Source organism: Luteimonas endophytica (assembly GCF_029887875.1).
Classification (GTDB): domain Bacteria; phylum Pseudomonadota; class Gammaproteobacteria; order Xanthomonadales; family Xanthomonadaceae; genus Luteimonas; species Luteimonas endophytica.
This window is the reverse complement of the sequence record NZ_JARXRM010000019.1, coordinates 243,641-257,216: the sequence shown is the minus strand read 5'-3', so window position 1 is coordinate 257,216 and position 13,576 is coordinate 243,641. Positions and strand designations below refer to the sequence as shown.

The window sequence follows — 13,576 nt, the reverse complement described above, 5'->3', positions numbered from 1 at the left end:
CCGCTTGTATGTTTGGGCCTGTCGGGGCGGAGGGACCTGAGCCGCATCTGGCCTTTGGCACAGACCGTAGGAGATTTCGTCCCCCCCACCACAGCGCCCATGAGGAATCCATCGGCCGGCGTGTGGCGCCGGACCGACCATCTCGGCAAGCGAGCGCCGGGGCCCCGACAGGCTGATCCACGCTACCTCGGAGATCCTGTCATGACAACAGAACACCCCCTGTGCATCGGCATCGACGTCAGCAAGGCCGAGCTGGCCATCTATGACGGCAGCAGCTTCATCACGGTGGTCAACACCACCAAGCAGATCAAGGCCTGGCTCAAGACCCTGACCGGACCGGCCAGGATCGCCGTCGAAGCCACCGGCACCTATCACCTGCAGGTACTGGAGCAGGCGAGCCGGAAGGGCCACGCCCTGTTCGTGGTGGACGGCTTCCGGCTCAACCGCTACCGCGACAGCGTCGGCGGTCGGGCCAAGACCGACCTGGCCGATGCGAAGCTGCTGTGGCGCTACCTGCGCCACGAGTACGACCATCTACGCCCCTGGGTGGCCCCGCCGCCCGGCTACGCCCGCCTCAAGCGCCTGCTCAACCGCCGCGCCAAGCTGGTCAAGATGGGCGTGGCGGTGCGCCAGAGCCTGGCCGGGGTGCCGGAGCTGCGGACCGCGTGCCGCAGCCTGTTGGAACGCCTGGATCGACTGCTGGCGTCGATCGACCGGCTGCTGCAGCACCAAGTGGAAAAGTCCGGGCTGCAGGACCAGATCAAGCGGGTTGGCGCCATCGAGGGCATCGGCAAGCTCAATGCCACGGCCTTGACCACCGCCTACCTGCGCGGCGCGTTCCGCAGCAGCGACGCCTTCATCGCCTTCCTGGGCCTGGACGTTCGAATCCGCGACTCCGGCCGCCAACGTGGCCGCCGCAAACTCACCAAGCAGGGCGACAGCGAGACCCGACGCCTCCTGCACAACGCCGCCATGGCCGCCTCGCGCAGGGGCCGATGGCACCAGCTGCACCAAGCCAACCTGGCCCGGGGCCTGACCCGCATCCAGAGTCTGGTCATCGTCGCCCGCAAGCTCGCCCGGCTCGCCTTCGCCCTGCTCAAGAGCGGAGCCCAATACCGCCCACAACCGACCTGAGACCGTTGCAGCCGAACATAGAATCTCCTACAGGGGTTCGTTTTTCGCAGGAGCGCGCCATGCGCGAAGGCCGGCGTGGCTGGCAGCGCCCGGTATCGCCGCCGACCCGGCCGGCGCCTCCCGCGGCTTTCGCGGCCATGGCCGCTCCTACGCGGTACGGCCGCGGCGCCCTATTCGATGCCCAGCTTCTTGAGCTTGTAGCGCAGCGCCCGGAAGGTGATGCCCAGGGCGGCCGCGGTCTTGGTCTTGTTGTAGCGGTTCTCCTGCAGCGCCTGCTGGATGGCGGCGCGCTCGATCTCCTCGATGTAGGAGGGCAGGGCGCTGGAGGCGGTGTCGTAGGGGCTGAGGGTGCGGGGGTCGGCGCCGGGCCTGGCCGCTGCGCCCTGGCCGGCGGCGGTGCCCGCGCCGCCCGCGGCCAGCGCCACGCCGCCGTTGCGCGGCAGTTGCAGGTCTTCGGACTGGATGGTGTCGCCTTCGGCCATCGCCAGGGCGCGCTCGAGGATGTTCTCCAGCTCGCGCACGTTGCCGGGGAAGGCGTAGCCCTCCAGCGCGCGCAGCGCTTCGGGGGAGAGCGCCGGGGTGCTGCGGTGCATGGCCTGGGCCAGGCGCTGCAGGATCGCGGCCGAGAGCAGCGGCATGTCGCCGCCGCGCTCGCGCAGCGGCGGCACCTGCAGGCCGATCACGTTGATGCGGTAGTACAGGTCGTGGCGGAAGCTGCCCTGGTCGATCAGGGTGGCCAGGTCCTTGTGGGTGGCGGAGAGGATCCGCACGTCCACGTTGACCTCGGTCGACGAGCCCACCGGGCGGATGGTCTTTTCCTGGATCGCGCGCAGCAGCTTGACCTGCATCGGCAGCGGCAGCTCGGCCACCTCGTCAAGGAACAGGGTGCCGCCGTCGGCGGCCTGGAACAGCCCGGGCTTGTCGGCGTGGGCGCCGGTGAAGCTGCCCTTCTTGTGGCCGAAGAACTCGCTTTCCATCAGCTCGGCGGGGATCGCGCCGCAGTTGACCGGCACGAACGGCCCGGCGGCGCGCGAGCCCTGGGCGTGGATGGTGCGCGCCACCAGTTCCTTGCCGGTGCCGGATTCGCCGCTGATGTGCACCGGGGCCTGGCTGCGGGCCACCTTCGAGATGGTACGGCGCAGGGCCACCATGGCCTCCGACTCGCCGAACAGCCGGCCGGCGTCGTCGGCCTGGGAGTGGCCGCGCTCGTTGAGGTCCAGCGCCTGCTTGACCAGGCCGCGCAGCATGTGGATGTCGACCGGCTTGCTCACGAAGTCGAAGGCGCCGGCCTTCAGCGCTTCCACCGCCGCCTCCACGTTGCCGTAGGCGGTGATCACCGCCACCGGGGTGTTGGGGAAGCGGGTGGAGATCTCGGCCACCAGTTCCAGCCCCGAACCGTCGGGCAGGCGCATGTCGGTCAGGCAGAGGTCGTAGGCCACGGTGCCCAGCATCTGCCGGGCGGCGGTGAGGTTGGGGGCGGTATCGGTGCGCAGGCCCATGCGGCCCAGGGTCAGCACCAGCAATTCCCGGATGTCGTGCTCGTCGTCGACGATGAGGACGCTGCGGTTCTCTGTCACTAGGGGGAACTCGTACGGGCTACGGTAGGCATTGTGCCCTACAGCACGTACTTGGTGGCAAAAAAGGGCCATTTCGCGCGGTTTGGGTCACGTCGGCAGGAGCGGGGGCTGCCTCATGGCCGTTATCGGCCGCGCGCGGCTCGACTTGAGCGCTGCGTGTCAGTGGGGCGCCGCGCTGGGTCAGGTGCGGCGCGCGCTGCGGGCTGCCAAAGTGGTCCGATGGCTTGCTGCGGTGCAAAAATCGAAGTCATCGGTCGCAATCACCAACCGATCCGGCCGGCGCCACCCGCGGCCTTCGCGGCCATGGGCCGCTCCTACCGGGTCTTCGCATCGCCCGGGTTCCCGTAGAGCGTGCCATGCACGCGAAGGCCCGCGCGCACGTCCAAGCCCGGGATGGCCGCCGGATCGGAATCGATCAGGAGAGCAGCGGGTTGCGGCCCGACATCAGGATCCGGAAGCAGGCGCCGCCGCCGGGCACGGCCACGTAGTCCAGGCTGGCGCCGTTGGCGCGGCACAGCTCGCGGGCGATGTACAGGCCCAGGCCGGTGCCGTGCTCGGAGGTGGTGAAGAACGGTCGGCCCAGCTGCGGTACCACCGCCTCGGGAATGCCCGGCCCGCGGTCGTTCACCTCGATGGCGGGGCGGCCCTCGCGCTCGGCCACCGCGATGGTCACCCGCGCCGATTCGCCGGGCATGCGCCCGTAGTTGATCGCGTTCTGCACCAGCACCGTCAGCACCTGGTGCAGGTGGCGCCGGTCGAACATGCCCTGCAGCGGCCGCTCGCGCCCGGCGCTGCGCAGCGCGCCGTTCTCGGTCGGCACCAGCTGCTGGAACTCGTCGACGAAGCGCCGCACGAACGCCACCAGGTCGAACTGCTCGGTCACCGCGCGCTCGCGCCGCGCCAGCCCCAGCACGCTCTCGACGATGCCGTTGGTGCGCTGGCACTGCTGGTGGATGATCTGCACCAGGCGGCGGTCGCTCTCGGGCAGGTCCGGGGATTCCTCCAGCAGCTGCACCGAGTAGCTGATCGCCGCCAGCGGGTTGCGGATCTCGTGGGCCAGGCTGGCCGAGAACCGCCCCATCGCCGAAAGGGTCAGCGATTCGGCGCGGCGCGCCACCAGCGAGGCGTCGTCCAGGAACACCAGCACCGTGTCGCCCTCGGTCAGCAGGCGCGCGAAGCGCGGCTGGATCTCCAGCTGCTCCGGGCCGTGCAGCAGCGGCGTGTCGTCCAGCGCGCCGCCCTGCAGCCAGCGCTCCAGGCGCGCGCCCAGCTCCGCGGACAGCTCCGCCAGCGTTCGCCCCTCCAGGCGGTCCTCGTCCTCGCCGAACAGGCGCATCGCCGCCTCGTTGGCCATGCGCACGCGGCGGCCGTCGTCGATCATCAGCACCCCGGTGCGCATGCGGCGGATGATCAGCTCGTTGATGCCGGCCAGGTTCTCGGCCTCCTGGCCGCGGCGCTCGGCCAGCGCCTGGCTCTCGCGCAGGCGCCGCCCCAGCTGCTGGGTCAGGGTGACCATGGCGAAGAAGCTGACGGTGAACATGAGGATCTCGGCCAGCGGCCGCGCCACCCCGGTTTGGTGCACCTGCGACCAGACGTATTCGGCCAGCATCGCCAGCGCCGCCAGGCACGCGGTGAACAGCCCCAGCCGCAGCGGCAGGAACAGCGAGGCCGCGCCCAGGTTCACCAGCAGCATCAGCGCCACCCCGGGGCCGGCGGTGGGCAGCGCGTGCACGGCCAACGTGGCCACCACCACGTCCACGCCGGCGCCGATCAGCGCCTGCTCGGGCAGGCCGGCGGTGGAGCTGCGCGCCCACTGCAGCAGCGCCAGCGAGGCCAGCAGGTAGGCACCGCAGACCACCTGCGCCAGCAGCGGGTTGTGCGGCTCGCCGATCAGCGCCCCGACCGGGCTGAACACCATCAGCGCCAGCAGGCTCGCCTCCAGCAGGCGGTACAGCGCGAACAGGTACAGCTCGCGCCGCAGCACGCCGGCGGTATAGACGGGAGGGGCGGGGATGGCGAACAAGCGGCTGGCCTGGGCAGGGTAGCCGCGAGTATAGAGCGGCGGCCGGGGCGGCCCTGCGCCGGGCCGGCCATGCCCGCGGGCGAAGGCGTACAAGCCCCGGCCGCGCCGGCCTTCGCGTGCATGGCACGCTCCTACGGGAATCCGGGTGATGCGAAGACCCGGTAGGAGCGGCCCCTGGCCGCGAAAGCCGTGGGTGGCTCCGACGGGGCGGGCGGCGATTCCGGGCCCGGCCGGCAGCGCCGGCCTTCGCGTGCATGGCACGCTCCTCCCGGGGGGGGGGTTCGCGACGATGGCGGCCCGGGGCCCATCCGGCCCCGACCATGGTCGGTTTTGCCCGCGCCGGCCGCATCGGCGAGAATGTGTGGCCCGTCCGCGCCTTCGCCGGCCCCAGCGCCTGCGATCGACCGTGCGCGGCGAGGCATTCCGGCCACCACGGCCATCGTTCGGCCGCGCCGGCATGCTCACGACCCTCCCACGCATGGACCCCACATGAACTTCCACGAATATCAGGCGAAACAGCTCTTTGCCGACTACGGCATCGCGGTACCCGCCGGGCGCGTCGCGCGCGCCGCGGACGAGGCGGTCGACGTCGCCAAGGCGATCGGCGGCGACTTCTGGGTGGTCAAGGCCCAGATCCACGCCGGCGGCCGCGGCAAGGCCGGCGGCGTGAAGCTGTGCAAGACCCTCGACGAGGTGCGCGCAGCCGCCAAGGCGATGCTGGGCACGAAGATGGAGACCTACCAGTCGGCCGGGGTGGCGCTGCCGGTGGACACGGTGCTGGTCACCCAGGCCACCGACATCGCCAAGGAGCTGTATCTCTCGGTGCTGGTGGACCGCGGCACCCAGTCGGTCACCTTCATCGCCTCCAGCGAGGGCGGGGTGGAGATCGAGAAGACCGCCGAGGAGAACCCCGACGCGATCCAGACCCTCAACATCAACTTCGTGCAGGGACTGCAGCCCTACCAGTGCCGCGAGCTCGGATTCGCGCTCGGCCTGAACGGCAAGCAGGTCAACCAGCTGACCAAGATCATGATGGGCCTGTACCGGCTGTTCAACGAGAAGGACCTGTCGCTGGTCGAGCTGAACCCGCTGGCGATCCTGAAGAACGGCGAGCTGGCGGTGCTGGACGGCAAGGTCAACTCCGACGACAACGCCTCCTTCCGCCATGCCGAGCTGGTGGCGATGCGCGACATCCGCCAGGAGGACGCGACCGAGGTGGCCGCCAGCCAGCACGACCTCAACTACGTGACCATGGACGGCAACATCGGCTGCATGGTCAACGGCGCCGGGCTGGCGATGGCGACCATGGACGTGATCAAGCTGGAAGGCGGCGAGCCGGCCAACTTCCTCGACGTCGGCGGCGGCGCCAACAAGGAGCGGGTGACCGAGGCGTTCAAGCTGATCCTCTCCGACGCCGACGTGAAGGCGATCTTCGTCAACATCTTCGGCGGCATCGTCCGCTGCGACATGATCGCCGAGGGCATCATCGCCGCGGTCAAGGAGGTCGACGTCAAGGTGCCGGTGGTGGTGCGGCTGGAGGGTACCAACGTCGACGCGGGCAAGGAGTTGCTGAAGAATTCCGGCCTGGCGATCACCCCCGCCGACGACATCAACGACGGCGCCCGCAAGGCGGTCGCGGCCGCCAAGGCCGCCTGATCGACCGAGGTTTCGAGACCGCCTCGCCAGCCCCCGAAGTCAGGGGGCGACCCCGCCGCAAAGCGGCGGGGTGGGGGCGTGGAGGCATGACGCAAGGGCATCGGCAGCGCCGATGCCCGCCGAGCCGGAGCCGATCCGGTCACAGAACAGGTAGGAAAAATCGAATGAGCGTTTTGGTCAACAAGAACACCAAGGTCGTCGTGCAGGGCTTCACCGGCCAGCAGGGCACGTTCCACGCCGAGCAGATGCTCGACTACGGCACCAAGGTCGTCGGCGGCGTGACCCCGGGCAAGGGCGGCAGCGAGCACCTCGGGCTGCCGGTCTTCAATACCGTGGCCGAGGCGGTCACCGAGACCGGCGCCGACGCCTCGGTCATCTACGTGCCACCGCCGTTCGCGGCCGACGCGATCCTCGAGGCGGCCGACGCCGGCATCAAGGTGATCGTTTGCATCACCGAGGGTATCCCGGTGCTGGACATGCTGCGGGTCAAGAACGTGCTCAAGGGCTACGAGGACGTGGTGCTGGTCGGCCCCAACTGCCCCGGCATCATCACCCCCGGCGAGTGCAAGATCGGCATCATGCCCGGCCACATCCACAAGCCCGGCAAGGTGGCGATCGTCTCGCGTTCGGGCACCCTCACCTACGAGGCGGTCAAGCAGACCACCGACGCGGGCCTGGGCCAGTCGACGGTGATCGGCATCGGCGGCGACCCGATCAACGGCCTGAACTTCATCGACTGCCTGAAGCTGTTCCAGGACGACGAGCAGACCGCCGGCATCATCATGGTCGGCGAGATCGGCGGTTCGGCCGAGGAGGAAGCGGCCGAGTTCATCAGCGAGTACGTGACCAAGCCGGTGGTCGGTTTCATCGCCGGCGCCTCGGCGCCGAAGGGCAAGCGCATGGGCCACGCCGGCGCGATCGCCTCCGGCGGCGCCGGCACCGCCGAGGGCAAGTTCGCGGCCCTGGAGAAGGCCGGCGTGACCACGGTGAAGTCCCCCGGCGACCTCGGCGCCGCGCTGGCGAAGCTGCTGCAGGGCTGACCCCGGCTCCGGCCGGGTCGGCGCCGATTCCCGGCGCGTCCACCCGCGCGGGCTTTCGCGTGCACGGCGCGCTCCTACGGGGTTGCGTGCCGCTCCTACGTGGCTGCGTGCGATCCCGTAGGAGCGGCCCATGGCCGCGAAGGCCGCGGGAGGCTCCGGCCGGGTCGGCGGCGATCCCGGACATGGCCACCCGCGCCGGCTTTCGCGTGCATGGCACGCTCCTACAATGGACGCAGCCGGCTCTGTAGGCTGATGCCATTCGCTCCCAGGACCGCCCCGCCATGACCAAGCCCCTGCGCATCGCCCTCGCCCAGTTCGACTTCCCGGTCGGGGCCGTGGCCCGCAACGCCGAGCGCATCGCGTTGATGATCGCCGAGGCGCGCGAGGAGTTCGGCGCCGATGTCGTGCTGTTCCCCGAACTCGCGATCAGCGGCTACCCGCCCGAGGACCTGCTGATGCGGCCCTCGTTCCTGGCCGACTGCGAGCGGGCGCTGCGCGAGGTGGCGAAGGCGGCCACCGGGATCGTCGCGGTGGTGGGCTGGCCGGAGTCGGCCGGCAGCGTGCTGTACAACTCGGCCAGCGTGCTGCGCGACGGCCGGATCGAGGCCACCTACCGCAAGCGCGAGCTGCCCAACTACAACGTCTTCGACGAGCGCCGGTATTTCCACGTCGACCCCGACGGCGGGCCGTGCGTGTTCGCGGTGGGCGGCGTGCAGGTGGGCGTGGTGATCTGCGAGGACCTGTGGTTCGCCGAGCCGCTGCACGACACCGCCAGCGCCGGCGCCGAGCTGGTGCTGGTACCCAACGCCTCGCCGTTCGAGCGCGGCAAGCATGCCCAGCGCGACGCGCTGCTGGCCGAGCGCATCCACGAGAGTGGCGTCGCGCTGGCCTATCTCAACGTGGTGGGCGGCCAGGACGCGCTGGTGTTCGACGGCAGTTCGGTGCTGGCCGACGCCAACGGCAAGGTGCACCACGCCGCGCGCGCCTTCGAGGAGCACTGGCTGGTCGCCGACTACCATCCCGAGCGGCGCGAACTGACCGCGGTGCAGTGGCCGCTGGAAACCGACGGCGGCCGCGATGCGATGGCCTGGCGCGCGGTGGTGCGCGGGGTCCGCGACTACTGCTTCAAGAACGGATTCTCGAAGCTGTGGCTGGGGCTGTCGGGCGGCATCGACTCCTCGGTGGTGCTGGCCATCGCGGTCGACGCCCTGGGCGCGGAGAACGTCACCGCGGTGGCGATGCCCTCGCGCTATACCGCCGACCTCAGCAACGACCTGGCGGCCGAGCAGTGCCGGGCGCTCGGGGTGCGGCTGCTGTCGGTGCCGATCGAGGCGCCGTTCCAGGGCTTTCTCGATGCGCTGGCGGGGACCTTCGAGGGCACCGAGGCGGACGTCACCGAGGAGAACCTGCAGTCGCGCACCCGCGGCGCGCTGCTGATGGCGATGAGCAACAAGTTCGGCGGCCTGCTGCTGACCACCGGCAACAAGAGCGAGTACGCGGTCGGCTACGCCACCATCTACGGCGACATGGCCGGCGGCTACGCGCCGATCAAGGACCTGTACAAGACCGAGGTGTTCGCGATGGCGCGCTGGCGCAACACCGTGGCCGGCGCGCCGGTGATCCCGCCGGCGGTGATCTCGCGGCCGCCCTCGGCGGAGCTGCGTGCCGACCAGAAGGACGAGGACTCGCTGCCGCCCTACGACGTGCTCGACGCGATCCTGCTGCGCTACGTCGACCGCGAGCAGTCGCGCGAGGAGATCGTCGCCGCCGGCTTCGAGGCCGACACCGTGGACAAGGTGCTGCGGCTGGTGCGGATCAGCGAATGGAAGCGCCACCAGGCCGCGCCGGGGCCCAAGGTCTCGCGCCGCGCCTTCGGCCGCGAGCGCCGCTACCCGATCAGCAACGGCTACGCCGGCTGACGCCCTTCGGGTGGTTGGCGCCGGCAGCCGCTTTCGCGGCCATTGACCGCTCCCACACAAGAGCGGACGCGGCATCGCTTGCCCAGTAGAAGGGTGCCATGCACGCGAAAGCCGGCGCGGCCGGCGATCCCTGGAGCCGCCGCCAAGCTCGCTGCCCCGGACCGGCCCGGTCGGCTCCGTTAGAATCGCCGTCCCTCATCCCGACCCGGACGCATGGCCAGAAAGAAGCGCAAGCAGTCCCGCCAGTCCTCCGCGACCGCCGCTGCTGCCGCACCCGCGAGCGCGCCGCGAGCGCACGCCCAGCGCGTCCCGGTCGATCGGCCGGTGCTGGCGCTGGCCGCCCTCGGCGTGTTGCTGACCGGCTATCTCACCGCGGCCGCCTGGGGCGACGCGGCGCCGGCGTTGTGCACCGAGGGCGGCGGCTGCGACCTCATCGCCGGGAGCCGCTGGTCGACTTTGTTCGGCCTGCCGATCGCGCTGTGGGGCCTGGCGATGTATGCGCTGATCGGCCTGGCCGCCGCCACCGGGCGCTCCGCAGCGCAGCGCTGGCGGCGGCTCTCGCGGCTGTCCCTGGTGGGGCTGGCGATCAGCGTCTATCTCACCGCCGCCGGGCTCCTCGCGCTGCGCGCGACCTGCGGCTGGTGCCTGGCCTCGCTGGCGACCATGGCCGCGATCTTCGCCCTGGTCCATGTTCGCCGGGGCGGCGCCCCGGCCGGCCGCGGCCGCGGCGCCTGGTGGCTCGGCGGGGGGCTGCTGGCGCTTGGCGCGGTGTTGGCGCTGCACGTGGCGGCCAGCGGCGTGCTGGATCGGCGGCCGGAAAATCCGCGGGTGGTGGCCCTGGTGGCGCACCTGGAGGCGATCGACGCGAAGTACTACGGCGCCTCCTGGTGCGGCAACTGCCGCCGCCAGACGCGGCTGTTCGGCGCGTCCGCGCCGCGGCTGCCCTATGTCGAGTGCAGCCCCCAGGGCCGCGGCGGCCCGGTCGCGCGCGAATGCGTGGCGGCGGGCGTGGGCTCGTACCCGACCTGGGTGGTGCACGGCCTGCACCACGTCGGCGTGCTCACCCCCGAGGAACTGGCGCAGCTGTCCGGCTTCGACTGGGAGCGCGAGCGCTAGCGCTAGCCGAATGCCATCCTGCAGCACAGCCGGCCCTGGCCGGTTCCTGTCGCCCCCGTAGGAGCGGCCCATGGCCGCGAAGGCCGCGGGCGTCTCCCCGGGTCGGCAGCAGGTATCTGCGTGCGGATCGGCGGCGATCCGGGCGGGCCGGCGGCGCCGGCCTTCGCGCGCCTAAGTGGAAGCCGGAGTCGCCGGCGCGCGTCCGCAGGAGCGCCCGGAGGGCTCAGTCTTCCTGCAGGGGCGACTTCTCGCCGGCGAAGGGATTGAGCTTGCGGATCGCCCAGGGGTAGTCGGGCCAGTCGCCGCTCAGCCAGCCGTGGTCCGGGTCGTTGAGCTCGAGGACCCGGCGCGCATCGGCGGCGAGGGTCTCGTTGCCCAGCTGGGTGTAGGCCTCGGCCAGCACCGCCACCGCGTCGTTCTGGTAGACGCTCTGGGGGTAGGTTTCCAGCGCGTAGGTGGCGCGCTTGGCGGCGGCCACCCAGGCGCCGCGGCGCAGGTAGTAAAGGGCCGTATCCACCTCGTGGCGGGCGAACATGTTGCGCAGCGCCGCCATCCGCTCGCGCGCGTCGGCGGCATAGCGGCTGTTGGGGAAGCGCTCGGCGACGACGCGGAAATCCGCATACGCCTGGTTCGGCGTGGCCAGGTCGCGGCGGCTGGCGTCCAGGGACCACACCCGCTGCAGGAACACCGTGTCGCGGTTGGAGTTGACCAGCCCGCGCAGGTAGTACATGTACGCGGTATTGCGGTGGGTGGGGTAGGTACGCAGGAAGCGGTCGATGCTGGAGATCGCCTCCTCGTTGTTGCCCATCTTGAACTGCGCGTAGGCGGTCTCGATCAGCGCCTGCTCGGTATAGGGCCCGTACGGGTACTGGGCGACCAGCCGGCGGAAGGTCGTCGCCGCGCTGTTCCAGTTGCCGTAGCGCATCGAGGTATGGCCCTTCTCGTACAGCTCCTCGACCGGCACCCCCTCGTCGACATCGGTCTTGTCGCCGCCGCGGAAGCGCGAGCAGCCGGACGCCATGAAGACGGCCAGCAGCGACAGGATCAGCGCATTGCGCAGCAAGGAGCGGGCTCGGGTCATGGGGCGTTGGGCGTTGGCGGCACGAAGGGCCGATAATAGCAGTCCGCATCGCCGGTCCGGCGACCACGCCTGAACCGAAGCCCTCCATGACCGATACCGACCCCGAAGACAGCGGCGCGCGCAGCGCCAGGATCCCCGATGACCAGGCCGGGCGCCGGTTCGACGCGGCGCTCGCCGAGCTGTTCCCGGAATTCTCCCGCTCCCGCCTGAGCGAGTGGATCAAATCGGGCGACGCCCTGCTGGACGGACGCCAGGTGCGGCCGCGCGAGACGGTGGCGGGGGGCGAGCTGGTGACCCTTGACGTGGTGCTGGACGAGCAGACCAGCGACGCCCCGGAGGACATCCCGCTGACGGTGCTCCACGAGGACGCCGAGGTGCTGGTGATCGACAAGCCGGCCGGCATGGTGGTGCACCCCGGCGCCGGCAACCGCACCGGCACCCTGGTCAACGCGCTGCTGTTCCGCGATCCGGCGCTGGCGGCGGTGCCGCGCGCCGGGGTGGTGCACCGGCTGGACAAGGACACGTCCGGGGTCATGGTGGTGGCGCGTACCCTGCAGGCGCATGCCGCGCTGGTGGAACAGCTGTCGGCGCGCGCGGTCCACCGCCAGTACCTGGCGGTGGTGGTCGGCGCGCTGGTCAGCGGCGGCACCGCCGACGGGCCGATCGAGCGCCACCCGCGCGACCGCCTGCGCATGGCGGTACGCGAGGACGGCCGCGACGCGGTCACCCATTTCCGGGTCCGCGAGCGTTTTCGCGCGCACACCGCGCTGGAATGCCGGCTCGAGACCGGGCGCACCCACCAGATCCGCGTGCACATGCAGCACCTGCGCCACCCGATCGTCGGCGATCCGCTGTACGGCGGCGCGCTCAAGCTGCCGAAGGCGGCCGCCGAGGGGCTGGTGGCGGCGCTGCGCGGTTTCCGCCGCCAGGCGCTGCACGCCGAGACCCTGGAGTTCAGGCACCCGCGCACCGGCGAGCCGCTGCGCGTTGGCGCCTCGGTGCCGGCCGACATGCTGGAGCTGCTGCGGCAGCTGCGCGAGGACACCAGGGCGGCCGGGCCAAGCCGGTGAGCGCCCCGGACGCCGAGCCGGCCATCCTCCGGGCCGCCTGGCCGGCGCCGCCCGGGGTGGTCGCGTTCACCACGCTGCGCCGCGGCGCCGGGGTGTCGGCACCGCCGTTCGACGATTTCAACCTCGGCGCGCATTGCGGAGACGACCCCGCCGCGGTCGCGCGTAACCGCGCCGAACTGGAGCGTCGCTTCGGGCTGCCCGGGCCTCCGTGCTGGCTGCGACAGGTGCACGGTACCGCGGTCCAGCGCTGGGATCGGCCGGGGCCGTCACCGGCGCGCGTCGCCGGTCCGCGGGCGGATCTCGCGCAGCATGGGCCCGGCCAAGCGGCGGGGTCAGGCGCCCGGGGGCGCCTGGAGGCCGGTGCCGGAGACCTGGAGGCGGGGAGTCTCGGCGACGCGGGGCCGCCGGATCGCGCAGTGGCGCCCGAAGCCGACGGCTCGGTCACCGCCGACCCCGGCACCGTGCTCGCGGTGCTGACCGCCGATTGCCTGCCGGTGGTGCTGGCCGCCGCCGACGGCAGCGAAGTGGCGGCGGTCCACGCCGGCTGGCGGGGGCTTGCGGCCGGGGTGCTGGAAGCGGCGCTGGCGGAGCTGCGCACGCCCGCAGGCGCGGTGCGCGCCTGGCTCGGGCCCGCCGCCGGTCCGCGCGCCTACGAGGTCGACGCCGCGGTCCGCGAGGCCTTTCTCGCCGTGGAGGGGCGCGCCGCGGAGGCCTTCGTGGCGACCCGCCCCGGCCACTGGTTCGCCGATCTCTACGCCCTGGCGCGGATGCGTCTGGCGGCCGCCGGGATGGCGCCGGGCGACATCCACGGCGGCGCTGAGTGCACGATCTCGGACCCGGCCCGGTTCTTCTCCCATCGCCGCGACGGCCGCGGCGGGCGCATGGCGACGGTGGTGTACCGGGCGCGCTGATGCGCTCGCGGGGCGTCGCGGGTGCGTTCCGCGATGCGGCAACTCAGCG

The 13,576-nt window shown here is 71.6% G+C and carries 10 protein-coding genes; 7 read left to right on the top strand and 3 right to left on the bottom strand.

What is annotated here, in order from left to right; genetic code table 11:
• Nucleotides 1-201 precede the first annotated feature (201 nt).
• Nucleotides 202-1,134, top strand: a complete 933-nt coding sequence (locus QFW77_RS04835) for a transposase (protein WP_280573192.1) — start codon at nt 202-204, stop codon at nt 1,132-1,134.
• 170 nt (nt 1,135-1,304) lie between these two features.
• Here the strand turns inward: QFW77_RS04835 and QFW77_RS04830 are convergent, their stop codons facing one another.
• Together QFW77_RS04830 and QFW77_RS04825 are read right to left on the bottom strand one after the other, a co-directional pair.
• On the bottom strand, nt 1,305-2,711 hold the full coding sequence (locus QFW77_RS04830; RefSeq protein ID WP_280573191.1) for a sigma-54-dependent transcriptional regulator: 1,407 nt from the start codon (nt 2,709-2,711) through the stop codon (nt 1,305-1,307).
• A gap of 415 nt (nt 2,712-3,126) precedes the next feature.
• Nucleotides 3,127-4,734 (bottom strand): sensor histidine kinase, encoded by a 1,608-nt coding sequence (locus tag QFW77_RS04825; protein WP_280573190.1) that lies wholly within the window; start codon nt 4,732-4,734, stop codon nt 3,127-3,129.
• A 489-nt stretch (nt 4,735-5,223) separates the two neighbouring features.
• Here QFW77_RS04825 and sucC point away from each other — a divergent pair, with 489 nt between their 5' ends.
• The 4 genes from sucC to QFW77_RS04805 all read left to right on the top strand — a co-directional run bounded on the left by sucC (nt 5,224) and on the right by QFW77_RS04805 (nt 10,465).
• Nucleotides 5,224-6,390, top strand: coding sequence for an ADP-forming succinate--CoA ligase subunit beta (gene sucC, locus QFW77_RS04820; protein ID WP_280573188.1), 1,167 nt, complete (start codon nt 5,224-5,226; stop codon nt 6,388-6,390).
• A 164-nt stretch (nt 6,391-6,554) separates the two neighbouring features.
• The gene (gene sucD / locus QFW77_RS04815; protein WP_280573186.1) at nt 6,555-7,430 is read left to right on the top strand and encodes a succinate--CoA ligase subunit alpha; all 876 of its coding nucleotides are present in this window, start codon (nt 6,555-6,557) and stop codon (nt 7,428-7,430) included.
• 281 nt (nt 7,431-7,711) lie between these two features.
• Nucleotides 7,712-9,349: an NAD+ synthase gene (locus QFW77_RS04810; RefSeq protein WP_280573185.1), complete on the top strand. Its 1,638-nt coding sequence runs from the start codon at nt 7,712-7,714 to the stop codon at nt 9,347-9,349.
• 213 nt (nt 9,350-9,562) lie between these two features.
• On the top strand, nt 9,563-10,465 hold the full coding sequence (locus QFW77_RS04805) for a vitamin K epoxide reductase family protein (protein WP_280573183.1): 903 nt from the start codon (nt 9,563-9,565) through the stop codon (nt 10,463-10,465).
• Nucleotides 10,466-10,688: 223 nt separating this feature from the next.
• On the opposite strand, the gene QFW77_RS04800 is transcribed toward QFW77_RS04805, so the two are convergent.
• On the bottom strand, nt 10,689-11,546 hold the full coding sequence (locus QFW77_RS04800) for an outer membrane protein assembly factor BamD (RefSeq protein WP_280573182.1): 858 nt from the start codon (nt 11,544-11,546) through the stop codon (nt 10,689-10,691).
• Nucleotides 11,547-11,632: 86 nt separating this feature from the next.
• On the opposite strand from QFW77_RS04800, the gene rluD reads away from it, so the two are divergent.
• Both rluD and pgeF read left to right on the top strand, forming a co-directional pair.
• A complete protein-coding gene (gene rluD / locus QFW77_RS04795; protein ID WP_280573180.1) occupies nt 11,633-12,616 on the top strand; it encodes a 23S rRNA pseudouridine(1911/1915/1917) synthase RluD in 984 nt (327 codons plus the stop codon).
• The gene (gene pgeF / locus QFW77_RS04790) at nt 12,613-13,527 is read left to right on the top strand and encodes a peptidoglycan editing factor PgeF (RefSeq protein WP_280573178.1); all 915 of its coding nucleotides are present in this window, start codon (nt 12,613-12,615) and stop codon (nt 13,525-13,527) included. Before rluD ends, pgeF begins: the two co-directional genes overlap by 4 nt.
• The last annotated feature ends 49 nt before the right edge of the window (nt 13,528-13,576 follow it).

Coding starts and splice junctions, on each gene's coding strand:
- QFW77_RS04810 (WP_280573185.1), top strand. CDS start 7,712: ATGACCAAGCCCCTGCGCATCGCCCTCGCCCAGTTCGACTTCCCGGTC.
- QFW77_RS04800 (WP_280573182.1), bottom strand. CDS start 11,546: ATGACCCGAGCCCGCTCCTTGCTGCGCAATGCGCTGATCCTGTCGCTG.
- QFW77_RS04835 (WP_280573192.1), top strand. CDS start 202: ATGACAACAGAACACCCCCTGTGCATCGGCATCGACGTCAGCAAGGCC.
- sucC (WP_280573188.1), top strand. CDS start 5,224: ATGAACTTCCACGAATATCAGGCGAAACAGCTCTTTGCCGACTACGGC.
- QFW77_RS04805 (WP_280573183.1), top strand. CDS start 9,563: ATGGCCAGAAAGAAGCGCAAGCAGTCCCGCCAGTCCTCCGCGACCGCC.
- rluD (WP_280573180.1), top strand. CDS start 11,633: ATGACCGATACCGACCCCGAAGACAGCGGCGCGCGCAGCGCCAGGATC.
- sucD (WP_280573186.1), top strand. CDS start 6,555: ATGAGCGTTTTGGTCAACAAGAACACCAAGGTCGTCGTGCAGGGCTTC.